This window comes from Streptomyces sp. NPDC058650 (assembly GCF_042717315.1).
Taxonomy (GTDB): Bacteria; Actinomycetota; Actinomycetes; order Streptomycetales; family Streptomycetaceae; genus Streptomyces.
In genome coordinates this window covers 113,786-136,058 of the sequence record NZ_JBHXRL010000012.1, presented here as the reverse complement: position 1 = coordinate 136,058, position 22,273 = coordinate 113,786, and the positions used below count along the sequence as shown (strand labels likewise).

The 22,273-nt window shown below is 71.9% G+C and carries 20 protein-coding genes and 2 pseudogenes; 8 read left to right on the top strand and 14 right to left on the bottom strand.

Annotated elements, in window-relative coordinates; translation table 11 throughout:
• Positions 1–8: 8 nt before the first annotated feature.
• The 3 genes from ACFWWU_RS22460 to ACFWWU_RS22450 all read right to left on the bottom strand — a co-directional run bounded on the left by ACFWWU_RS22460 (position 9) and on the right by ACFWWU_RS22450 (position 2,987).
• Complete coding sequence (locus ACFWWU_RS22460) at positions 9–950, bottom strand: 3-oxoacyl-ACP reductase (protein WP_384147594.1); 942 nt, start codon at positions 948–950, stop codon at positions 9–11.
• A 64-nt stretch (positions 951–1,014) separates the two neighbouring features.
• Positions 1,015–2,091 carry a Zn-dependent alcohol dehydrogenase gene (locus ACFWWU_RS22455; RefSeq protein WP_384147593.1) on the bottom strand — a complete coding sequence of 359 codons (1,077 nt, stop codon included), beginning with the start codon at positions 2,089–2,091 and terminating at the stop codon, positions 1,015–1,017.
• A gap of 41 nt (positions 2,092–2,132) precedes the next feature.
• On the bottom strand, positions 2,133–2,987 hold the full coding sequence (locus tag ACFWWU_RS22450) for a MaoC/PaaZ C-terminal domain-containing protein (protein WP_384147592.1): 855 nt from the start codon (positions 2,985–2,987) through the stop codon (positions 2,133–2,135).
• A gap of 378 nt (positions 2,988–3,365) precedes the next feature.
• Here ACFWWU_RS22450 and ACFWWU_RS22445 point away from each other — a divergent pair.
• A pseudogene (locus ACFWWU_RS22445) lies at positions 3,366–3,782 on the top strand (response regulator transcription factor); the annotation flags it as partial.
• A gap of 29 nt (positions 3,783–3,811) precedes the next feature.
• Here ACFWWU_RS22445 and ACFWWU_RS22440 read toward each other — a convergent pair.
• The 4 genes from ACFWWU_RS22440 to ACFWWU_RS22425 form a co-directional block, all read right to left on the bottom strand.
• A complete protein-coding gene (locus ACFWWU_RS22440) occupies positions 3,812–5,101 on the bottom strand; it encodes a phospholipase D family protein (protein WP_384147591.1) in 1,290 nt (429 codons plus the stop codon).
• A 25-nt stretch (positions 5,102–5,126) separates the two neighbouring features.
• On the bottom strand, positions 5,127–6,614 hold the full coding sequence (locus ACFWWU_RS22435; RefSeq protein WP_384147590.1) for an MFS transporter: 1,488 nt from the start codon (positions 6,612–6,614) through the stop codon (positions 5,127–5,129).
• 77 nt (positions 6,615–6,691) lie between these two features.
• The gene (locus ACFWWU_RS22430; RefSeq protein ID WP_384147589.1) at positions 6,692–7,915 is read right to left on the bottom strand and encodes a lipid-transfer protein; all 1,224 of its coding nucleotides are present in this window, start codon (positions 7,913–7,915) and stop codon (positions 6,692–6,694) included.
• 26 nt (positions 7,916–7,941) lie between these two features.
• Complete coding sequence (locus ACFWWU_RS22425; protein WP_384147588.1) at positions 7,942–10,158, bottom strand: acyl-CoA dehydrogenase; 2,217 nt, start codon at positions 10,156–10,158, stop codon at positions 7,942–7,944.
• A gap of 221 nt (positions 10,159–10,379) precedes the next feature.
• Between ACFWWU_RS22425 and ACFWWU_RS22420 the strand changes: the two genes are divergently transcribed.
• Complete coding sequence (locus tag ACFWWU_RS22420; protein ID WP_384147587.1) at positions 10,380–11,474, top strand: teichoic acid biosynthesis protein C; 1,095 nt, start codon at positions 10,380–10,382, stop codon at positions 11,472–11,474.
• Positions 11,475–11,682: 208 nt separating this feature from the next.
• Here the strand turns inward: ACFWWU_RS22420 and ACFWWU_RS22415 are convergent.
• Both ACFWWU_RS22415 and ACFWWU_RS22410 read right to left on the bottom strand, forming a co-directional pair.
• Positions 11,683–11,835: pseudogene (locus tag ACFWWU_RS22415) on the bottom strand (AraC family transcriptional regulator); the annotation flags it as partial.
• Positions 11,836–11,920: 85 nt separating this feature from the next.
• Positions 11,921–12,895, bottom strand: coding sequence for an endonuclease/exonuclease/phosphatase family protein (locus ACFWWU_RS22410; RefSeq protein ID WP_384147586.1), 975 nt, complete (start codon positions 12,893–12,895; stop codon positions 11,921–11,923).
• Positions 12,896–13,037: 142 nt separating this feature from the next.
• On the opposite strand from ACFWWU_RS22410, the gene ACFWWU_RS22405 reads away from it, so the two are divergent.
• Positions 13,038–13,442: a DUF4259 domain-containing protein gene (locus ACFWWU_RS22405; RefSeq protein WP_384147585.1), complete on the top strand. Its 405-nt coding sequence runs from the start codon at positions 13,038–13,040 to the stop codon at positions 13,440–13,442.
• A gap of 19 nt (positions 13,443–13,461) precedes the next feature.
• On the opposite strand, the gene ACFWWU_RS22400 is transcribed toward ACFWWU_RS22405, so the two are convergent.
• From ACFWWU_RS22400 to ACFWWU_RS22390, 3 genes are all read right to left on the bottom strand, one after another.
• Positions 13,462–13,884 (bottom strand): hypothetical protein, encoded by a 423-nt coding sequence (locus ACFWWU_RS22400; protein ID WP_384147584.1) that lies wholly within the window; start codon positions 13,882–13,884, stop codon positions 13,462–13,464.
• Between the two features lie 145 nt (positions 13,885–14,029).
• Entirely contained in the window at positions 14,030–14,299 is a 270-nt protein-coding gene (locus tag ACFWWU_RS22395) for a DUF397 domain-containing protein (RefSeq protein ID WP_384147583.1), read from the bottom strand.
• Positions 14,268–15,107: a Scr1 family TA system antitoxin-like transcriptional regulator gene (locus tag ACFWWU_RS22390; protein WP_384147582.1), complete on the bottom strand. Its 840-nt coding sequence runs from the start codon at positions 15,105–15,107 to the stop codon at positions 14,268–14,270. Before ACFWWU_RS22390 ends, ACFWWU_RS22395 begins: the two co-directional genes overlap by 32 nt.
• 84 nt (positions 15,108–15,191) lie before the next feature.
• Here ACFWWU_RS22390 and ACFWWU_RS22385 point away from each other — a divergent pair, with 84 nt between their 5' ends.
• Entirely contained in the window at positions 15,192–15,599 is a 408-nt protein-coding gene (locus tag ACFWWU_RS22385) for an ATP-binding protein (RefSeq protein WP_384147581.1), read from the top strand.
• 56 nt (positions 15,600–15,655) lie between these two features.
• Positions 15,656–16,288 (top strand): class I SAM-dependent methyltransferase, encoded by a 633-nt coding sequence (locus ACFWWU_RS22380; protein WP_384147580.1) that lies wholly within the window; start codon positions 15,656–15,658, stop codon positions 16,286–16,288.
• A gap of 304 nt (positions 16,289–16,592) precedes the next feature.
• Here ACFWWU_RS22380 and ACFWWU_RS22375 read toward each other — a convergent pair whose 3' ends face one another.
• Positions 16,593–17,582, bottom strand: coding sequence for a DUF5937 family protein (locus ACFWWU_RS22375; protein ID WP_384147657.1), 990 nt, complete (start codon positions 17,580–17,582; stop codon positions 16,593–16,595).
• 73 nt (positions 17,583–17,655) lie between these two features.
• Between ACFWWU_RS22375 and ACFWWU_RS22370 the strand changes: the two genes are divergently transcribed.
• From ACFWWU_RS22370 to ACFWWU_RS22360, 3 genes are read left to right on the top strand one after another with little or no spacing between them, the layout of a single operon-like run.
• A complete protein-coding gene (locus tag ACFWWU_RS22370) occupies positions 17,656–18,564 on the top strand; it encodes an aldo/keto reductase (RefSeq protein WP_384147579.1) in 909 nt (302 codons plus the stop codon).
• 46 nt (positions 18,565–18,610) lie between these two features.
• Positions 18,611–19,186 carry an ArsR/SmtB family transcription factor gene (locus ACFWWU_RS22365; RefSeq protein WP_384147656.1) on the top strand — a complete coding sequence of 192 codons (576 nt, stop codon included), beginning with the start codon at positions 18,611–18,613 and terminating at the stop codon, positions 19,184–19,186.
• A gap of 17 nt (positions 19,187–19,203) precedes the next feature.
• Entirely contained in the window at positions 19,204–20,487 is a 1,284-nt protein-coding gene (locus tag ACFWWU_RS22360) for an MFS transporter (RefSeq protein ID WP_384147655.1), read from the top strand.
• Between the two features lie 31 nt (positions 20,488–20,518).
• Here ACFWWU_RS22360 and ACFWWU_RS22355 read toward each other — a convergent pair whose 3' ends face one another.
• Positions 20,519–21,985, bottom strand: coding sequence for a hypothetical protein (locus tag ACFWWU_RS22355; RefSeq protein WP_384147578.1), 1,467 nt, complete (start codon positions 21,983–21,985; stop codon positions 20,519–20,521).
• Positions 21,986–22,273 lie beyond the last annotated feature (288 nt).

Below are 22,273 nucleotides of genomic sequence, written 5' to 3'. Positions count from 1 at the left end.
CCCCCGCGTCAGCCCTTCTTCAGGCCCAGCACCTCCGCCGCGGCGAAGGTCTCGCCCGCCGGGCGGGACGCGTAGTGCGGGGTCAGCACGGAGTCCAGTTCCTCGTAGGTGAACGCCTCCTTGGCCGTGTCGAACTTGGCCGACACCCTGGGCCTGTCCACGACCGCCACCATCCCGCCGTGGACGACGAGCAGCTGGCCGTTGACCCCGGCCGCCGCCGGTGAGGCGAGGTAGCCGACGAGCGGCGCCACGTGCTCCGGGGACAGCGGGTCGAGGTCCCCCTCCCCTGGCTCGGCGAAGCCGGCGAAGACGTCCTCCGTCATGCGGGTCCTGGCCCGCGGGCAGATCGCGTTGGCCGTGACCCCGTACCGGGCGAGCGCGAGCGCCGACGAGGTCGTCAGGCCCACGATGCCGCCCTTGGCCGCCGCGTAGTTGGGCTGGCCGGCCGAGCCGGCGAGGAAGGCCTCGGATGAGGTGTTGACGATCCGGCCGTAGACGCCGGTCTCCCCCGCCTTGGAGCGGCCCCGCCAGTGCACCGCCGCGAAGTGGGTGGTGTTGAAGTGGCCCTTGAGGTGGACCCGTACGACGGAGTCCCACTCGTCCTCGCTCATCGAGAAGACCATCCGGTCGCGCAGGATGCCCGCGTTGTTGACCAGGACGTCCAGCTTCCCGAACTCGGCCACCGCCAGGTCGATCAGGCCCCGTGCCGTCTCGAAGTCGGAGACGTCGCCTAGGTGGGCGACCGCCCGGCCGCCCGCCGCGCGGATCTCCGCGGCGACCTCCTCGGCGGGCGCGGCGGAGGCCTCCCCGGAGCCGTCGCGGCCGGCCTGCCCGTAGTCGTTGACGACGACGGCCGCGCCGAGCCGGGCCAGTTCGAGCGCCTCGGCGCGGCCGAGGCCCCGTCCGGCGCCGGTGACGATCGCGCTCAAACCCTCAAGAGGGAGTGACATCTCGCAGAAGTCCTCTCGGATCTCAGGTCTCAGGTCTCGGATCTCAGGTCTCGGATCTCGGGTCTCAGATCTCGATGCAGGTGCGGAGTGCGGTGCCCGTCCGCATCTGCTCCAGTGCCTCGTTGATCCCGGCCAGCGGCACCCGGTGGGTGATGAGCGACTCCAGGTCGACGCGACCGGCCCGCCAGAGCGCGATGGTCCGCTCGTACGACGTGAGCACGTCCCCGCCGCCGTACATGGAGGGCAGGATCTTCTTCTCGTCGAAGAACAGCTCGAACATGTTGAACTGGAGGAAGTCGTCGAGGGCGCCCGCGCCGACGACGCAGAGGGTGCCGCCGCGCCGGGTCGTCTCGTAGGCGGTGCGGGCGGTGGCGGACTTGCCGACGACCTCGAAGACGTAGTCGAAGCCCTCCCCGCCGGTGATCCGCTGCTTGGCGTCGGCGAGCGCGTCCGGGGCGACGGCCTCCGTGGCGCCGAAGCGCAGCGCGGCCTCGCGCCGGGACTCGACGGGGTCGACGGCGATGATCTGGGCGGCGCCCTGGAGCTTGGCGCCCTGGATCGTGGAGATGCCGACGCCGCCGCAGCCGATGACGGCGACCGACGAACCGGCCTCCACCTTCGCGGTGTTGATGGCCGCGCCGAGGCCCGTGGTGACGCCGCAGCCGATGAGGGCCGCGATGTCGAAGGGCACGTCGTCGGGGATGGGGACGGCGCAGCCCGCCGGGACGACGACCTCCTCGGTGAAGGTGCCGGTGCCGGCGAAGCCGAAGACGTCCCCGCCGGGGCGCTTGAAGTTGGGCGTGCCGGCGTTCATGAAGCCGGCCAGGCAGAGCTGCGTCTGGCCGCGCTTGCAGGCGGGGCAGCTGCCGCAGGCCGGCAGCCAGCAGAGCAGCACGCGCTGCCCCGGGGTCAGGTGGGTGACGCCGTCGCCGATGTCGAGGATCTCGCCCGCGCCCTCGTGGCCGGGGATGAAGGGGGCGGGCTGCGGCAGGACGCCGCTCATCGCGGAGACGTCGGAGTGGCAGAGGCCGGTGGCGCGGACGCGGATCCGCACCTTGCCGGGGCCGAAGCCCACCGCCTCGACGTCGTCGAGGACTTCGAGTTTGTCCTGGCCGATCTCGTGCAGTACGGCTGCGCGCATGGTGCGGCTCCCCTCAGGAGTACGGGAATGGGTACGAGGTGTCAGGAGTGCTCGACGACGGTGTCGGCGAGTACGGGGGCGTCGTCGCGCTCCACGGCGGTGACCGCCACCTGGACGCTGCCCTCGCCGGCCCACATCCGCAGGCGCAGGGTCTCGCCGGGGAGGACGATCCCGGCGAAGCGCGTGCGGTACGAGCGGACTCGGGTGACGTCCCCGTCGAGCAGGGTGTCGACGACGGCCTTGAGGGTCATGCCGTACGAGCAGAGGCCGTGCAGGATCGGCCGGTCGAAGCCGGCGAGCTTGGCGAACTCGGGGTCGGCGTGGAGGGGGTTCCAGTCGCCGGAGAGCCGGTAGAGCAGGGCCTGTTCCTCGCGGATCGGCCGCTCGACGGTGGCGTCGGGCAGCCGGTCCGGGAGCGCGAGCCGCTCGGAGGGCCCGCGGTCGCCGCCCCAGCCGCCTTCGCCGCGGACGAAGATCTGGGCGTCGCTGGTCCAGAGCGGGCCGTCGGCGTCGGAGGCCTCGGAGCGCAGGACGAGGACGGCGGCCTTGCCCTTGTCGTAGACGGCGGCGACGCGGGAGGTGGAGACGGCGCGGCCGTTGACGGGGACGGGCCGGTGGAGGGTGACCGACTGGCCGCCGTGCAGGACGGCGGCGAGGTCGATGTCGATGCCGGGGGCGGAGAGCCCTCCGACGACGCCCATGCCGGCGCCCGCGACGGTGGCGAAGCTGGGGAGGACGTGGAGCCTGGACTCCAGGGTGTAGCGGAGCTCGTCGGGGTCCGTGGCGGGGACGCCCGCACCCAGTCCCAGGTGGTAGAGCTGGACGTCCTTGTGGTCCCAGGAGATCTCGGCGCTGCGGGGTTCGGCGGCGACGGCCTTGGCGGGGTCGATCGGCATCGGGCTGCTGCTCCTCGTGGGCGAGGTGGCGGGAAAGACCTCGGCGCGACCGTCCGCACCGTCGGTCGCACCGAGGCCGTGCGGGACCGTCCCGAACGCGGCCGTTCTAGAACGCGTTCTAGGTCGGTGGATCCCATGTATAGCCGAGGCGGGAGAAGTTGGGAACCCTCCCGACACCCCCTGCCTGACGGTACGTCAGGCAGGGGCCGGACGCCTCGACGGCGCGACCGACGGCCGGGGCACGCCGGAGGACACGCCGGAGGACACGCCCGGAAACGGCCTCCGGTGCCTGAGCGAGCGCGTGGCAGCCGCAGGCGGCACCCTGGACACGAAGGACGAAGGCGAAGACGAGGACGAGGACGAGGGGGAACGGACGCGATGATCAGAGTCCTGCTGGCGGAGGACCAGGGCATGATGCGCGGGGGGCTGGCCCTGTTGCTCGGGATGGAGCACGACATCGAGGTCGTGGCCCAGGTCGGGCGGGGCGACGAGATCGTGGACGCGGCGCTGCTCTCGCGGCCCGACGTGGCCCTTCTCGACATCGAGCTGCCGGGACGCGGCGGTCTCGACGCCGCCGCCGACCTCCGGGACGAGGCCCCGGAGTGCCGGGTCCTCATCCTCACGACCTTCGGCCGGCCTGGCGGTCTGCGCCGGGCGATGGAGGCCGGTGCGGCGGGGTTCCTGGTGAAGGACGGGCCCGTGGAGGAGCTGGCCGAGGCGGTCCGCAAGGCGCTCCGCGGCGAGACGGTCATCGATCCGGCCCTCGCGGCCGCCGCGCTCGATGGTGGTCCCGACCTGTCCGACCCTGATCCGCCGGACGGGCTCTAGAGACCTTCGGAGAGCGCCGCCGCCCGCTGGGCCTCGAAGTTCCGCACGTACGCGTCGAAGACCGCCGCGTCCTCGTACTTGAGCAGCGTCTCGTCGTTGTACCGGAGCGCCGTCGTCGTGTAGGTGTGGCTGCCGGTGAAGACGATCTTCTTGTTCGCGCCGCCGTAGTACGTGCCCTCGATCAGCAGGTACTTGGTGTGGGAGTCGGAGCCGCCGCGGCGGTCGTTGTCGAGCTGGTGCAGGGTGATGCGGCCCTTGCCGGTCACCGGCCTGGTGAGCCAGTTGGCCACCTGCCCCATGGGCTTGTCGTCGGTGGTCCAGTTGTCGAGCGACCGGTAGACGATCTCGATGTGGCAGCCCGCGTTGGCGAGTTCCCACAGCTTCCGTGCCACGTCGGTGCGGGTGATGTGACCCTGGGCGATGCGGATCTTCGTACGGCCGTCGGTCGTGCCGAACCCCGGGGAGTTGCCGCCGCAGGAGTCCGCGGTGCCGACCGGCGCCACCGTGGCGAGGATGTTGACGACGGGGTCGATGGTCGCCCGCGGGAAGAAGTAGACCTTGGCCTTGCCCGCCTGGGTGTCGTGCGCGTAGTCGGCGACCTGTGGCGTCTGCCCGATGGCGGCGGCGGCCTGGTCGTCGAAGTACCGGGCGTACGCGTCGAACAGTGCCGTGTTGCCGGCGACCGTCAGCGCGTCGTTCCACCAGTCGTCGAGGTCCTGCCCGGTGAGGTTCCCGGAGGACTGCACGAGCACGTCGTCGACGTAGGTGTCGCCCTTGCCCTTGGTACGGGAGAACAGGAAGAACTTGTTGTGGTTGACGTTGTCGTACGTGCCGTTCGGGTCCGTCTCCGTGGTGCCCGGGTCCAGGGCCAGGCAGGCTTCCTCCGCCTTGCAGCCGCGGACCCAGGAGTCGGGGCTGCCCGCCGGGTCCGCCAGCCGGGTCTTCAGGGTGTCGAGCCCCGCCGACTTGCTGTCGTCGTCGACGACGACCTGGACGGCGACGCCCCTCTTGTGGGCGTCTCCCAGCTTGTTCGCCAGGTACCCCGACTGGAACAGGTAGAGGGAGATCCGGATGGACGACCCGGCCTCCGCGCCGTCGACGAGGTCCCCCAGGTGGAAGAGGATCCGCCCGCGGGCGGCGGCGTCGGTGCTGTTCGGCTCGTTGAACAGCGCGCCGGTGGTCACCGCCAGGACCGGCTCGGCCGAAGCCGACGGCGCGACCGTCAGGGCGGCGCCGACGGCGAGCGCGGTCACGGCCGTTCTGAACTTGCTCTTGATCGATATCACCGGGGCATTGTCGCCCCGGGCATGGTCACCCGGTGCGTCGGACCGGCTTCGGGAGCCAGAGGAGCATGAGCACCGACGCCGCCACGAGGACCCCGGCCGAGACGCGGAAGGCCATGGCGTAGCCGGGGACGAGGTAGGCCTGGGAGGCCAGGGCAGCCAGGTCCGGGGCTCCTTCGAGCGGGACGTAGCCGCTCGTGGGCGTTCCCGCCGCCGCGACGGCGACCGTGGAGAGGATGGACAGCCCGAGGGCGCCGCCCATCGTGCGGGAGGTGTTGACGAGGCCGGAGACGAGGCCCGCGTCGCCCGGTTCCGCGTGGGAGGTGGCGAGCGTGGCCAGGGGGGTGGTGGCGAGGCCGATGCCCGCCATCATCGTGATGCCGGGGCCCAGGATCGTCCCGAGGAAGGTGCCGTCGGCGGTCAGCGTCGACTGCCAGGCGAAGCCCGCCGCGCCGATGAGGGCGCCGATCACGGCGACGTTCCGGGCGCCGAGGACCGGCATGAGGCGCGGGGCCAGCTTGGAGCCCAGGATGACGCTGAGGGAGCTGGGGACGAGGGCGAGGCCGGCCTGGATCGGGGTGTAGCCGAGGACGTTCTGCGCGTACACCGTCATGAAGAACCACATGCCGAAGGAGCTCGAACCGCACAGCAGGATCGCCGCGTTGGCCGCCGACACGGCCCGGTTGCGGAAGATCTTCAGCGGCATCAGCGGGGCCGCCGTGCGCGCCTCGACGGCGACGAAGACCGCGAGGAGGGCGAGGCCGCCGAGGAGCGTCAGGAGGGTGGCCGGGTCGGTCCAGCCCGCTTCCTCGGTCTGGACGATGCCGTACGCGAGAGTGGCGAGCCCGCCGGTGACGAGGACGGCGCCCGGCAGGTCGAGGCGGCGGCCGGTGCCGGTGGCGCCCTCGCGGAGCCAGAACAGCGCGGCGGCGAGGACGAGGACGCCTATGGGGACGTTGATGAGGAGCACCCAGCGCCAGGAGAGCAGGTCGACGAGGACGCCGCCGACGAAGCCGCCCGCGGCGCCGCCGGCCGCGCCGACCGCGGTCCAGGTGCCGATGGCCCGGGTGCGGGCGGGTCCGGCCGCGACGGCGCCGGTCACGAGGGTCAGCGTGGCGGGCGAGACGAGGGCGGCGCCGAGGCCCTGCACGACGCGGGCGCCGATCAGGTACTGGCCCTCCGGGGCGAGGCCGCCGACGACGGACGCGGCGGTGAAGAGCCCGAGCCCGAGCAGGAACATCGCCTTCCGCCCGTAGAGGTCGGCGGCCCGTCCGCCGAGCAGCATGAAGCCGGCGAAGGCGATCGAGTACGCGCTGAGCACCCATTGCAGGCCGAACGCGGAGAGCCCGAGGTCGGTCCGCATGGACGGCAGTGCGACGTTCACGACGGAGACGTCGAGGACGACGAGGAACTGGCCGGCACAGGCGGTCAGGACGACCAGCCACGGGCGGGGCACGCGTATCGATGGGGTGAGGGATTCACTCGTGGCGGAGTCGGTCTGCGGCATGAATGTCATGGTCGCAGACCGACTCCGCCCCGTACATGGGCATTCGGTCCTACGACCTTCGCACCCCCCGTGCCGTCCTGGCCGCCCTACGCCTTCCGCAGCAGCGTCACCACCGCCGCACCGCCCAGGCCGATGTTGTGCGCGAGCCCGACCCGCGCCCCCGGGACCTGGCGCGGACCCGCCTCGCCCCGCAGCTGCCACACCAGCTCCGTCGCCTGTGCGAGGCCGGTCGCGCCCAGCGGGTGACCCTTGGAGATGAGCCCGCCGGAGGGGTTCACGACCCACCGTCCGCCGTACGTGGTGGCGCCGGACTCGACGAGTTTGCCGGAGGCGCCCTCCTCGCACATGCCGAGCGCCTCGTACGTGAGCAGCTCGTTGATCGAGAAGCAGTCGTGGAGCTCGATGACGTCGACGTCCTCGATGCCGAGCCCGGAGCGCTCGTACACCTGGTGTGCGGCGGCCCGGGACATCGGGCGGCCGACGGCGTCGATGCAGGAGCCGGAGGCGAAGGACTCCCCGGTGTCGGTGGTCATCGCCTGGGCGGCGATCTCCACGGCCCTCCCCCGCAGCCCGTGTTCCTCGACGAACCGTTCGGAGACGACGACGGCCGCCGCCGCGCCGTCGGAGGTGGGCGAGCACTGGAGCTTGGTGAGCGGCCGGTGGACGGTCCTGGCGGCGAGGATCTCGTCGACCGTGTAGACGTCCTGGAACTGGGCGTTCGGGTTGTTCACCGAGTGCCGGTGGTTCTTGGCGCCGACGGCCGCGAGCTGCACCTCGGTCGTCCCGTACCGCTCCATGTGCTCCCGGGCCGCGTTGCCGAAGATCTGCGCGGTGGGCGGGGACATCTCGAAGCCGTGGGCTGCGGCCATGATCCCGTAGTGGCGGGCGACCGGCGAGGTCTTGCCCCCGACATCAGCGGCTCCGCCGCGGGCGTCCGCACCCGCCGACCCGCCCCCGCCCAGCGAGCCCCGGGCCATCTTCTCGAAGCCGAGGGCGAGGACGCAGTCGGCGATGCCGCCCTCGACGAACTGCCGGGCGGTCATGAGGGCGGTGGAGCCGGTCGCGCAGTTGTTGTTGAGGTTGTAGACGGGGATGCCGGTGAGCCCCAGTTCGTACACGGCCCGCTGCCCGGCGGTGGAGGCCTGGAAGCAGTAGCCGACGGCCGCCTGTTCCACGCTCGCGTACGGGACGCCCGCGTCGGCGAGGGCGGCCGTGCCCGCCTCCTTCGCCATGTCCCAGTACTGCCAGTCCCGGGTCTCCGGCTTCTCGAACTTCGTCATCCCGACACCGACGACGTACGCCTTGCCCATCAGCTGTTCCCCTCAGTCTCTCGGTCTCAGTCTCTCGGCAGGCCGAGCAGGCGCTCGGCGACGACATTGAGCTGTACTTGGGTGGTGCCGCCCGCGATGGTGAGGCAGCGGGACATGAGCATGCCGTGCAGCGCCCGTTCGCCGGGCCCCTCGCGCAACGCGCCCTCGTGGCCGAGGAGTTCGAGGATGAGTTCGGCCGTCTTCTGCTGGTGGAGGGTCTGGACGAGCTTGCGGACGCTGGCGCCCGCGCCGGGTTCGAGGCCGGACACCTGGAGCAGGGTGGTGCGCAGGCCGATGCAGGCGAGGGCGTGCGCCTCGGCGACGAGGCCGCCGATCCGCGCGCGGACGGAGCTGTCGTGCTGCGCGGCCTGCTCGATGAGGGCTTCGAGTCCGGTGTCGAAGGCGACCTGGTCGGCCATGTGGACGCGTTCGTTGCCGAGGGTGTTGCGGGCGACCCGCCAGCCGTCGTTCACCTCGCCGACGACGGCGTCGGCGGGAAGGACCGCGTCGTCGAACCAGACCTCGTTGAAGAGGGAGTCCCCGGTGATCTCCTTGAGCGGCCGGATGTCGATGCCCGGGGTGTTCCGCATGTCGACGAGGAAGTAGGTCAGCCCCTTGTGCTTGGGCGCGGTGGGGTCGGTGCGGGCGAGCAGGATGCCGTGGTGGGCCCACTGGGCGGCGCTCGTCCACACCTTCTGTCCGGTGATCCGCCAGCCGCCGTCCTCGGTGCGTTCGGCGCGGGTGCGGAGGGAGGCGAGGTCGGAGCCGGCGCCGGGTTCGGAGAAGAGCTGGCACCAGAGCCGTTCGCCGCGCAGGGTCGGCCCGAGGTGCGTCTCCTGCTGCTCGGGGGTGCCGTGGGCGAGGAGGGAGGGCACGACCCAGGCGCCGATCCCGAGCCCGGGAAGGGCGATCCCGGCCTCGTCCAGTTCCCTCTGTACGGCGAGTTGCTGGAGAGGTCCGGCGCCGAGTCCGTACGGCTCCGGGAGGTGCGGGGCCGCGTAGCCGGTGGGGGCGAGGGCGCGCCGGGCGGCGGCCGGTTCGAGTCCGGCGGCCGGGGCGACGGCCTCGCGGGCCGCTCTCCTGTACGCGTCGGCCTCGGGCGGCAGGTCGAGGCGGAGGCCGCGCCGTACGCCGTCGGAGGCGTGCCGCAGGGCGGCGAGGCGGTGGTGGTCGCCGGTGCCGAGGAGCTGACGGGCGACGACGGCGCGGCGGAGCAGGAGGTGGGCGTCGTGTTCCCAGGTGAAGCCGATGCCGCCGAGGATCTGGATGCAGTCCTTGGCGCAGGTGTACGCGGCGTCGAGGGCGGTGGCGGCGGCGAGAGCGGCGGTCAGGGAGCGGGCCTCGTCGTGGCCGGCGCGGGCGGCGTCCCAGGTGAGGGCGCGGGCCTGTTCGAGCCGGACGAGCATGTCGGCGCAGAGGTGTTTGACGCCCTGGAACTGCCCGATGGGCCGCCCGAACTGTTCGCGGGTGCGGGCGTGTTCGGCTGCGGTCTCGACGGCGCGGGCGGCGGTGCCGCAGGCGTCGGCGGCGAGGAGGACGGCGGCGAGGTCCCGCACGAGGCCGGTGCCGACCCCGGCGTCGGCGCCGGTCCGGGCGTCGGTGCCGGTCCGGGCGTCGGCGCCGAAGGTGAGTTCGCGGGCGGCGGGGACATGGACGGCGCGGGCGGTGAGTTCGCCGGTGGGCCGGGTCGGGTCGGCGCTCTCGTGGGTCCGGACGGCGAGCCCTTCGGTGTCGACGGCGAGCCAGACGGAGCCGTCGGCGGTGGCGGCCCGGAGGAGGACGAGGTCGGCCTGGCCACCGCCGAGGACGGGGGGCGCGGCGCCGTCGAGGAGCCAGCCGCTCGCGGTCCGTACGGCGGTGAGGCTCCCCGTACCGCCGAGGGCGACGGCGGCGATCCGCTCGCCGCGTGCGATGGAGGCGGCCGGCTCCCCCTGCCCGGCCCGGTGGAGGACCTCGGCGGCGAGGACGGAGGGCAGGTACGGCCCTGGCAGCAGCGCCCGTGCGGCCTCCTCGACGACGACGGCGAGGTCCACTAGATCGCCGCCCCCGCCGTCGTACTCCTCGGGGAGATGGAGCCCGAGGAGCCCCTGCTCGACGGCGGCGTCCCAGTACGCGGGCCGGCCCGCGGCGGCGTCGGGGACGTCCAGGTGTTTGCGGACCTCTTCGGGAGGTACGGCGCGGGTGAGCCAGCCGCGGACGGATCGGGCGAGCTCCCGCTGTTCGTGCGTGATGGCGATGCCCATGCGCCGCAGACTAGAACACGTTCCATTCTGACGGAAGGTCAGATGGCGATCGGATCCGGGTCGCCGATCCGGACCACGAAGGTCTGGACCTCGCGACTCTCGGCACTGTTCAGCCACTTCAACTGCCTGAAAGGATGCTTCCGTTTCGCCAAACTTCGAAAATGGGAAGCAACATGAGCGATTTTCAGCTGAATCGGCGCAATTTTCTTTCTTTGGGCGGCGTGGCCGCACTCTCCGTCGCGGGTATCGGAGCGGGAGCCGGGCCCGCGAGCGCGGCGGAGGGTCTGCCGGCGTCCCCGCTGATCAGGGTCGAAGGCAACACGGGCCCGTCCTACTTCCGCGAGGTGGCCCTGCACGAGGGCACCGTCATCCAGTCCATCGGGTTCGACAACGTCAACCGTCGGCTCTACTACGCCCAGCTCATCGGCGGCGGCCGTCAGCTGGCGGGGGAGTCGGCGCCCCTCTCCGGTGGCACCCGCGATCTGCACGGTGACCTCGCGATCACCGAGTGGACCCTCGGCGCCGACGCCGCGGACGGCGGCGGAACCGGCCGGATCACGGGCTACATGTACCTGCGCGGCTTCGGGCACGGCGTCGGCTTCGGCGTCGAGCCGTCCGGCACCAGCACCTACCTGTGGACCGAGGTCGACGCCGTCCAGGACACCGCGAACGAGACGAGCCGGGGCCGGCGGCTGTGCCGGTTCAAGTTCGCCTCCTCCAGCACGCCGCTGGACGCCACCAGCACCTCGCTCCAGAAGTTCACCCCCGTCCCGGGCAGCGTGAACAACACCGCGAGCATCGACCCGATCAGCAACCGACTGGTGGTCCGGTACAGCCTGAACGGGATGCACTACCGGATCTACGACCTGGCCAAGGCCCGCGCGGGGGACTTCAGCACTCCGCTGGTGGAGATCGCCGAGCCCGCGATCTCGATCGACCGCAACCTGTACGGCAAGCCCTCGTTCCAGGGATACGCGGCGGCCGGGCAGTACCTGTACATGCTGCACGGCAATTCCTACGGCTACACCCAGGACCACGACGGCAACCCGTCGACGCCCAAGATCGTCATATCGCCGCCGGGCGAAGGCAACACCCATCTGACCTCGGTCGACCTGAACACCGGGAGCATCGTCACGACGTTCCACTCCAAGGCCGGCTACACCCTGCCGTTCCGTGAGCCCGAGGGCCTGGCCATCCAGATCCCCCAGGCGTCCCGACCCGACGTGTTCCGCCTCTGCATGGGATTCGCCTCGGGAGAGACACCGGGCCAGCGCAAGGCGTCGGTCTACTACAAGGACTCCCTGATCCAGCTCTGACCGCGAGCCGCCGGACCGGGGATCCGGCGATCCGGGGATCCGGCGATCCGGCGATCCGGCGATCCGGCGATCCGGGGATCCGGGGATCCGGCGATCCGGCGATCCGGCGATCCGGCGATCCGGGGATCCGGGGATCCGGGGATCCGGGGATCCGGGGATCCGGGGATCCGGGGATCCGGCGATCAGAAAGACGCCCCTGGCCGGTAGCGGCCACAGGGCCGAACCGGCGCCGGTACTCCGACGGGGCGAGGCCCGTCTCGCGGCGCATCAGCGCGCGCAGGTGCGCCGCCGTGCCGAGCCCGCTGCTCCGCGCGACCGTGTCGAGGCGCGCCTCGCCCCGCTCGATGAGCCGGCAGGCGTCGACGGTCGGCGACCGCCACGACGGCCTTCCGGGACACGTCGACGAGACTACGGGGCACGCGCTCGACGCGCGACGGAGGTCGGGGCTACTTCTCCCAGGCCGCCGCGCCTCGGAGGAGGTGGTGGTCGGACAGACCCTTCGTGCAGGGCAGCGCGTCTCCCTGCACGGTCTTGAACCACTCGTAGCTCAGGAAGAGATAGTCGATCTTGCTGGTCTCCGTCGTGTGTGCCGAGCAGCCCGGGCTGGCGGTCTCCTCACCGCTGCGGCAGCGGTCCGCCTCCTGGGAGCAGTCGGCGCCGAACTCCGCCTTGTCGTTCTCGTCGACCTCCTGGAACCGGCCGGCCGAACCCGTCCCGTGGTTGTAGAGGACGTTCATGTGCTCGTGCTCGGGACGCTGGTTGAAGTCCCCCGCGAGGACCACGGCCTCGCCGTCCGTCCGGGCGGCCTCGACGAGATCCGCCACCTTGGCGACCTGAATCTTCGTGGTCGCGTCGTGGAAGTCGATGTGGGTGTTGCAAGCCCGGACCACGCGGCCGTCCAGACCGGCCTGGGCGCACAGGAGGATGCGGTCCTCCGTCGGGACCGTGCCCACCTCGGGCAGGAACGTCACGCTCCGCGACCCGGCGACGATCGACCCCGTCCCCTTCGAGAAGATCGCAAGCCCGAAGCGACGGTCGGCCGGGTCCCACTGGTCGCAGCCTGATGCGGTGGCCAGCGACGAGCCCCACACGGTGTCGTAGCTGTCCGTTCCGACGCGCCAATGCGGCGACAGCGCGTCACGGATCAGCTTCCACTGCCCGTAGCAGAGCTCCTGGAGCATGACCAGGTCGCTGTCCCAGGTGTCGATCTCCTCGACCAGACCAGCCACCCAGGCGGACCTGGCCGTGTTCGTCTCCGCCGGGAGCGGGCACTTCGCGCCGCACACGTTGTACGAAATGAAGCGCAGCGGCTTCGCGGTCTCCGGGGTGACCTCGTCGGCCGTGGCGGGCCCCGTCCCGGCGGTGAGGAGCAGACCTATCGAGAAGAGCGCGGCGAGCAGCGCTCTGAACGACGCGCGCATGGGCACGTCCTTTCATGATCGGTAATGGACGGCGCATCCTCGCACGGCCACCCGCGCCCCGGGGCGTTGTCAGTGGGTCCTGTCACGATGCGCAGAACACAGACAGCGCGGACAGCACGCGAACAGACGGAGTGAACACACCATGGGCACCTGGGACATCGGACCGTTCGACAACGACACCGCAGCCGACTTCTCGTACCGCGTGGACGAGGCCCCGACGGAGAAGCGGGCCGAGGTGCTGCGTGAGGCCTTCCGCGAGGTGACCGCGACCGGGGACGACTACCTGGATTCGCACCTCGCGGTGGAGGCCATCGCCTCGGCGGCGCTGGTCGCCGCGCAGTGCCCGGGCGGCGACCCGGTCACGACCGCGTACGGCCCGAAGAAGCCCCTGCCCGAACTCCCGGCGGAGTTGCGTCCACTGGCCGTCGCGGCGCTGGACCGGATCCTCGCCCCGGAGTCGGAGCTCCTGGAGCTGTGGGAGGAGTCGGACGGCGAGGAGTGGAAGGCGGGCATACGGAAGCTCCGCGCGGTCCTGGCCGGGGCCTGACCCGCCGCCGCCCGGCAGGTCAGCGCAGGAGGCCCTTCACGTACACCGCGCTGCCGTACGCATGCGGATCCGGTTCCTCGACCTGGAATCCGGCCGAGGCGAGAATCCCCATCAAGGCGTCCCGCATGAACGTGTGAACGTCCCGGTGGTGACGCACGGCCGGAGGCGGATTCGTGTAGTCGATCCCCTTCGCGAAGAGTTCGAGGGCGGTGGTGGTCAACTCCGCGTCCGTCCTCCAGTCCACGTACACCCCGCCGTCGGCGAGGCGATCCACGTGGACCTCCGCACCGGGCAGCTCCGGCGGGCCACCGTCGACGTCGCCTCTGTGGGCGGGCAGTCCGGCCCGGGCCAGTTCACGGCAGACCCGGTCGGCCAGATCGTTCCACTCGGCGACGGCGTCGGCCGGGGCGTGGGGAGGCAGGTCGAACTCGGGACTCTCCATGCGCTTCTCGCTCCTCGGACCGGCGACCCCGGCGGGGGCCGTAGGCCCTCAGTCCCGGCCGCCGTCGACGGGTACGGTACGGGCGAGCTTCCCGTCGCCGTACCTCTGCGTCTCGGCCAGGACCCACCAGCCCCCGCCGCTCATGTCAGCAGAGCTGCCCCTCGGCGGCGGCGCTCACGAAGGCGGCGAAGGCGGCGGGGGTGGCGCGGAAGGCGGGGCCTTCGGGGTTCTTGGAGTCGCGGACGGCGATGTGGGCGGTGAGGTCGGCGACTTCGATGCAATCGCCGCCGTCGGAGCCGCTGAAGGAGGACTTGCGCCAGGCGGCGGGCCCGAGCGGGGCGCACTCGATGCATTCGCCGCCGTTGGGGCCGCTGTAGGACGACTTACGCCACCGCAGGTCCCGGCTGGTGCCCATACCGTTCCTCCATCACGCGTTCGATCAGCGCCGCCGAGTCCTCTCGGGAGAGGGCCGAGGCTTGCAGCCGAGCGTAGCTGACGGACCGCTCCCTGATCACTTGCGGATCAGCGGTCATGTGGCCCCCGCCGTAGACCGGCGCGTAGAAGAGGTCCGGATCGTCGTCGAAGCGGAGGAGGTTGAACGAACCCATCATCGCCGAGTGCTGCCCCACCTCGAAGGGAAGCACCTGCACCTGGATCCACGGATGGTCCAGGAAGCCCAACAGGTGGGCGAGTTGGTTCCTCATGACCTCGGCGCCGCCGATCTCCCGGTACAGCACCGCCTCGTCGAGGACGACGCACAGCACCGGCGGGTGCTCCCGTTCCAGGATGCGCTGGCGCTCCATCCGGGCCGCCACCAGTTCCTCCAGCCGCCCCGGGTTCTCGACGCTCAGCACCGCCCGGGCGTATGCGGGCGTCTGGAGCAGGCCGTAGACCAGTTGCGACTGGTACGTCGAGATGTACGTCGCCTTCGCTTCCAGCTCCGCGTACGCCTGGAACCACGTGGGCAGTTGGCTCTTCAGCACCAACCCCACCAGCCGCGAGAACACCCCGCCCGTCAGCAGCGCCGCGTCGACCCGTTCCGAGAACTGGCGCGTCGGGACCTTCTTCGCCGTCTCTATCTGCCCCACGAGCGACGCCGTGCAGTAGAGGATCGAACCCAACTCGGCCTGGCCGAGCTTCGCCTCCTCCCTCAGGCGGCGGAGTTCCGAGCCGTAATAGTCCAGCGGCGAGGCGCTCGGATCCAGGTTGCGGATGTTGACCATGACGGGGCCACCCCCAAGCTCACGCGGTGAGGCGTTGCGTTCAGTCCGTAGCCGAGCGTAACGACACCGCTCCACCCTGGTGGCATGAATCACGCAACTGACCTCTATCCTCCGGTACTTACCTCCAGCTACCGGATGGGGTTCACCGTGGGTGAGCACTCGGCCGGTCACATGCGCAACATCCTGCGCATCTTCCTCACGCGCTGGGAACTCGACCGGCTGTCCGATTCCGGCACGCTCGCGCTCACCGAGCTCGTCGCCAACGTCGTGCGGCACGTGCCCGGCCGACGGTGCTCCGTTCTCATCCTCCGCGAGCCGCACGGGCTGCGGGTGGAGGTCGCGGACTCCGTCGCCGGGACCGTGATCGCGAAGCTCGCCGGGCCGCTGGAGGAGAGCGGGAGGGGGCTCGCGCTCGTGGAGGCGGTGACGGACCGATGGGGGGTCGACGAGACGGCCGGCGGGAAGACGGTGTGGTTCGAGTGCGACGCGTAGGGCACGTGTAGGGCACGATGGGCGCCGTACCCGCGTACTCGCCAGTAGGAGACACCATGTCCGTGCCCGCGCCCGAGATCCTTGCCGCCTTCGAGGCCGCGAAGGGCTTCATGCCCGTCGGGGAGGGGCTCGCGCTGTACGAGGCGGCCACGGAGGCCGCGAAGCTCGGGCTGCCGCTGCTTGAGGTCGGGACGTACTGCGGGCGGTCCACGATCCTCCTCGCGGACGTGGCCCGGCAGGCGGGGACGGTCGCGGTGACCGTGGACCACCACCGGGGCAGCGAGGAGCAGCAGCCGGGGTGGGAGTACCACGACCCGACCGTCGTCGACCCGGAGGTGGGGCTGATGGACACGCTCCCCACCTTCCGCCGGACGCTGCACAAGGCGGGTCTTGAGGAGCACGTCGTCGCGGTCGTCGGCCGGTCGCCGCTGGTCGCGAAGGCGTGGGGCGGGCAGCTCGGCCTGGTCTTCATCGACGGCGGGCACACCGACGAGCACGCCACGAACGACTACGAGGGCTGGGCCCCCAAGGTCGCCCCCGGGGGCCTGCTCGTCATCCACGACGTCTTCCCGAACCCGGAGGACGGCGGCCAGGCCCCGTACCGGATCTACCTCCGCGCCCTGGAGTCGGGCGACTTCGACGAGGTCTCGGTCACCGACTCGCTGCGGGTCCTGCGCCGCCGGGGCTGAGCCAGAGGCTGAAGGGGCCGTACGGGTCGCTGACCGTCCAGGTACTCAAGGCTGCCCTTGCGTACCTGGACCTGCGAGCCGGCCCCACGCGTATCCAGGGAGGTCCCGACCTCTCCTCCCGGGAGGCTCTGATGCGCGCCCACGAAACCTCTCCACCGGCGGACCGGAACACGCCCGGCCGCGCACCCGCCCGAACCCGCGCGCCCGCCGGCGCGGGCACGGCCGCCGGGGCCACGTTGCGTGGGCGGGGGCATGGGCGGGGGCTCAGTGGTCGGCTCCGGAAGCCCTTCGGGGGGACCGAGTGTCAGGTGGATGCGGCGTTGAGGAGGGATTCTCCTGCGGCGGTGCGGGCGTAGAGAACGGAGCGGCCGGCGCGGTGGGCGCTGACCAGGCCCGCGTTGCGCAGCGCGGTGAGGTACTGGGAGACCCCGGCCGGGGAGAGTCCGGTGCGGTGGGCGAGGTGGGTGGTGGAGGCCGGGGTCTCCAGTTCGGTCAGCAGCAGGGCCCGCGAGCGGCCGACCACGGCGGCGAGGGCGTCGACCCGGGTGGTGCGTCGCGCCTGCCACAGCGTGCCGACACCGCGCGCCGGATAGGCGAGTTGCGGTGGGTCCGGCGGTGACGTTCGGGTGCGCAGCGCCGGTCCGGTGAAGGCCGAGGGGATCAGCAGCAGTCCCGTGCCCGCCGTTTCACGGGTCAGCGGGTGCTTTCGGCGGGCCATCCGCAGTCCGTCCGCGTCCCAGCTCACCGAGGTGTGCAGGTCGTTGAAGAGGCGGCCCGTGCCGTGCTCGGCGACCATGCGGGCCCGGTAGAGGATGTCGGCTTCCAGCACCGCCCGGATCCGCGCCCAGTACGGGGCCAGTGCCACTTCCCAGAACCCTTCGAGCTCGTCCGTGACCTTCGCCAGGCGGGTCTGCGGGTCGGCGCGCAGCATCCGCAGCCGGGGGCCGAGGCCGCCCTGGTGGCGGGCCAGGTGGTCGAGGTCCTGGCGTACCCGCTCGATGGGCGCAGCCCGTATCGCCTGCCACTCCGCCTCCGGTGCGGGAGCGGGACCGGCGGGTGCCGGGTTGAGGAAGTCGGGGACGTAGCCGGTGGGCGGGATCAGCTCGGCGAGCCAGCCGCGGTCCAGTCCGGCGGCCACCATGCGCGGCCTTACCTGGTCGACCCAGGGCTGGTGCACCGGATGTGCGGCGTGGGAGCGCAGCAGCCGGAAGCTGGGCGCCACCTCCCACATCGGGGAGACGGCGAACCGCACCTGTGCCAGATCGCTCGCCGAGAACGACAGCTCCGCCAGGATGACCACTCCTCAATGGATTCAGGCATGTGTGAATCAATGGCGGCTGAGCCTACCGGGCACTGATCATCCCGGCATGACCTCACAGACAATCGACGCGGCGGCAGCGGGTACCTGGACGCTCGGCGACCGCACGGTCAACCGGATCGGTTTCGGCGCGATGCGCCTGCCCCAGACCGGCGAGGCGTTCCCGGCCGATGCCGTGGCACGCGACCGCGGCCAGGCGATCGGGGTGCTGCGCCGCGCGGTCGAACTCGGCGTGAATCACATCGACACCGCCGCGTTCTACTTCTCGCCACTGCGCAGTGCCAACGAGCTGATCAACCGGGCACTGGCCCCCTACCCGGACGACCTCGTCATCACCACCAAGGTCGGGCCCAGCCGCGACCCTTCGGGTCGGTGGCTGCCGCACGCCACCCCCGAGCAGCTGCGCGGCCAGGTCGAGGAGAACCTGCGCCAGCTCGGCCGCGACCACCTCGACGTGGTGAACCTGCGCATCGTCGGCACCGACTCGATCACCGAACGCTTCGGCGCACTCGCCGAACTGCGCAGGGCCGGACTCATCCGCCACCTGGGTCTGTCCAACGTCCGCCCCCACCACCTCGCCGAGGCCCAGGCCATCGCGCCCGTGGTCTGCGTGCAGAACATGTACGGAATCGGGGCGTCGCCCGAACAGAGACGGTTCGTGGACCTGTGCGGTGAACAACGCGTCGCGTTCGTGCCGTTCTACTCGATCGCCGGCACCGGACGCACGGCCGGCGCGACCACGGACGACAGCGACGAGGTGCTCGCCATCGCCCGCGCCCACGGGGTCGGCACGGCCCGGATCCGGCTGGCCTGGACACTGCACCAGGGCCCCCACGTCCTGGCCATCCCCGGTACCGGCGACCCCGGCCACCTCGCCCAGAACGTGGCCGCCGGCTCCCTGCGCCTGTCCGAGGACGAAGTCACCGCCCTGAACTCCCTTCGCCACGAAACGGTATGAACAAAAGCCCTTGCCCAATGGTCAAGAATCGTTGACCATTGGGCGCATGCCTACGGATGATCTTCCCGAGACGTTTCACGTCACCACTGACGAGCAACTGCGCGCCGTCTCCAGCCTCACGCGTCACCGGATCATGGCCGTGCTCCGCTTCGAGCCGGCGACGATCACGCAGATCGCCGGGCGGGTGGGCCTGGCGAAGGGGAGCTCCAGCTACCACGTACGACTGCTGGAACGGGCCGGCCTGGTGAAGGTGGTGCGGACGCGGAAGGTGCGGGGGGTCACCGAGCGGTACTACGCGATGGCCGCGCGGTCGATCGAGCTGCCGGATCCGGGGCCGGGGCAGCCGGATGTGCTGATGCGGAACGCGGTGGCGGACCTGGAAGCGGCGCCGGTGGACGGCGAGCGGCACGTAGGGATGGCGCACCTGCGGCTCACCGAGGAGCAGTTCACGGAACTGGGGGCTCGGCTGCAGGCACTGGCGGACGAGTACCGCGCGCTGTCCGATCCTGCGCTGCCGGACGCGTCGTTCGTCTTTGCGCTGTTCCGGCCGGCGCCGCCCGAGCAGACCGAGCAGACCGAGGAGATCGAGGAGATCGAGGAGATCGAGGGGGGATCCAAGTGAAGCCAAGCACAAGCAAGTTGCCGGCCGGGTTCGGACGACTGTGGACCGCGCAGACGGTGTCCTCGCTCGGGGACGGGGTGACGCATGCCGCGCTGCCGCTGCTCGCGCTGACGTTGACGCGGGATCCGATGGCGCTCGCCGTCGTCACGGCCGCCGGGACGCTGCCGTGGCTGCTCTTCGGGGTGCTCGGCGGCGCGCTGGTGGACCGCTGGGACCGCCGGCGCACGATGTGGGTCGCGGACGCGGCGCGAGCGATGCTGCTCGTGATACCGGCAGCGGCGGCCGCGCTCGACGTGCTGAGCATTCCGCTGCTCGCGGCCGTCGCCTTCGCGCTCGGCCTCGGCGGACTCTTCTTCGATACGGCCGCCACGGCCTATCTGCCGGATCTGCTCGGCCGCGACCCCGCACTCCTGGAGCGCGCCAACTCCCGCCTGCGCGGCGCCCAGACCGCCGCGTCCGGCTTCGCCGGGCCACCCGCGGGCAGTGCGCTGCTCGCGCTCGGGCGGGCGGTTCCGCTGCTCGCCGACGCGGTGTCGTTCGCGGTCTCCGCACTGCTCGTACGGTCGCTGCCCGCCTCGCCCCGGCCGGTACCGGAGGCCCGCGAGTCGCTGCTTCGGCAGGCACGGGCCGGGGCCGCCTACGTCTTCCGGGACCGGTTGCTGCTCGGGCTCGCGCTCCGTCCGGCGGTCGGGAACGTCGCCTTCGTCGCCGTGGAGACCGTCCTCGCCCTCTACGCGCACGACCGTCTCGGCATCGACACCTTCGGCTTCGGCCTGCTCCTCACGGCGGAGGCCACCGGCGGCCTGCTCGGCGCGGGCATCGCCTCCTTCCTCGGCCGACGACTCGGCACCGGCACCGCGCTGACCTGCACGGCCGCGGTCGAGGGACTCGCCGTCCTGGGGCTCGCCACCGCCCCGAATCCTTATGTGGCCGGGCTCGCGCTCGCCGTCTGCGGGGCCGGCATGGGCGCCACGATGGTGCTCGCGCCCTCCCTCCGGCAGGCGATCGTCCCGGCCCACCTGATGGGCCGGGTCGCCTCCACCTCCCGCATGCTCGCCATGTGCGCCGCCCCGTTCGGCGCCTTCCTCGGCGGCTGGCTGGCCACCACGTACGACGTACGCACCCCGCTCTACACCGCCGCCGGCCTCCTCCTCGCCATGACCGCCATCACGGCGAACATGACCAGCAACCGCCGGGTCGAGGCGGCACTGCGCGACGCAGCCCCGACCGGCGGCCGAGGCCACTCCGAATCCACGGATCCCGTTCGGGAAGGTGCACCCGAATCCAGTGGAACCGCCTGACCGCCCCCGAAGGGCTTCCGGAGGCGACCACTCAGAACCCCGATGTCACGTACAGGCAGTTGGTGTAGCTGTAACCCGGTTCGATCTTGATCTTGCTCGTCTTGGTGTCCCCGGCCGCCGTCAGGCTTCCGCCCCGCTTCTGGAGGAAGTGGTAGTCACCGGCGGGCAGCAGCAGGGTCGACTTCGGGTACTTCGAGGACGGCCCGGTGCAGGCCTTGATCTTCTTGCCCTGGGAGAGGATCGGGCCCGGGTACTTGGTGCAGGTCGTGCAGGTCTTGAGGGTGACCTTGCCGGTCATCGGGCCGGTGTAGAGCAGCTCGACCTCGCCCGGTCCGTCGTTGCTCACCACCAGGATCATCCGGGAGCCGCCGGGGACCTCCGACGGAGGCAGGCTCTTGCCGGCCGCCGGCTCCTCGTCGGCGATCTCCGCCGCGATGGCGATGGAGCGCGCGTGCGCGGCCTGCGGGCTGTCCGGGTACACCTTGGCGTACTCGGTCATCGTCTTGGCCGCGTCGTCGAAGTCCTTGTCCTTGAACTGGTCGGTCCCGCAGGCGAAGTCGCCCCGCTGGACCCCCTCCTTGGCCTCGCGCGTGACGCCGTCGAGGGAGGGGTCCGTCATGTCGCTGAGCGACGTCCGGAGGGTGCGCAGCTCGACGGTCGCGGCGCAGGGGTCGGTGCCGCTGTCGAGTGCGGTCGTACGGGTCTTGACGGCCGCCCGGATCGCCGGCTCGACGCGGGTGGCGTGGGACGACTTCGGGAAGGTGCTCAGGAGCTCGTTGAGGCTCTCGGCGGCGGTCGGCGTGGCGGTCGCGACGCCGAGCGCCGACGTCCCGCACTCGTAGAGGGAGTGGGCCAGCGGCTCGTCGGTCTTGGCGGGCCGGGCGCCCAGCAGGTCCTTGTCGACGGTGCCGGCGAGCCCGCGCAGGTGCTTGAGGGGGGCGATGGCCTCGCAGTACGTCTCCTTCTCGTACGGGGAGGAGACCGTCTCGTAGTACGTGTCGAGGCGCTCGGGGACGAGCTTCCCGGCCCGCGAGCCCGTGTGCCGCGTGCCGAGGTCCTCGTACTCGTCCAGCGCCTTGGCGAGGATCGGCTGGGCCTTGTCGAAGGCCAGGCCGTCGGCCGACTTCACCTGGGCGTCCGCGGCGGCGAGCCGGTCGAGGAGCGCCTGCTCGCGCGCCTCGTCACGGGCCGCCCCGTAGGCGAGCGATCCGCCCGCGGGGACGGCGAGCAGCACGACGGCGAGCGGGAGCGCCAGGCGCCGGAAGGAGGCGCCGAGGCGGAGGGTCGCGCGCAGTCCCCGCCGGGCCCCGTCGGCGGCGACGGCGAGCAGGAACACGCCGTAGCCGATGAGGAGGCCCGAGGGCACGCCGTCGACGTCGGCGGGGAGCGCCATCACGAGCAGGGCCGCGGTGGCGGCCCAGCAGAGCGCGGCACCGATCCAGTTGCGCAGGAAGACGTAGCCGAGGCCCAGGCAGGAGAGGTTGAGCAGGCCGATCATGGCGGCCTGCGCCGGGTTCGCCTCGCCGCGCGACCCGGGGCCGCCGGAGCCGGGCGGACCGTACCCCGGGGGTGCGGCGGGCGGCGGCGGCAGCCCCGCGCCGGCCCAGCCGGGGGCGGTCGCGGGGCCGGTGCCGGGCGGGGGTCCGCCGTATCCCTGTCCGCCCCCGGGAGGCGGGCCGAATCCGGGCGCCGGGGCGCCCGGAGCGGAAGCACCCGGAGCGGAAGCATCCGGAGCGGAGGCACCCGAAGGGCTCGAAGCCCCCGGGCCGCCCGGAGCCGGACCGCC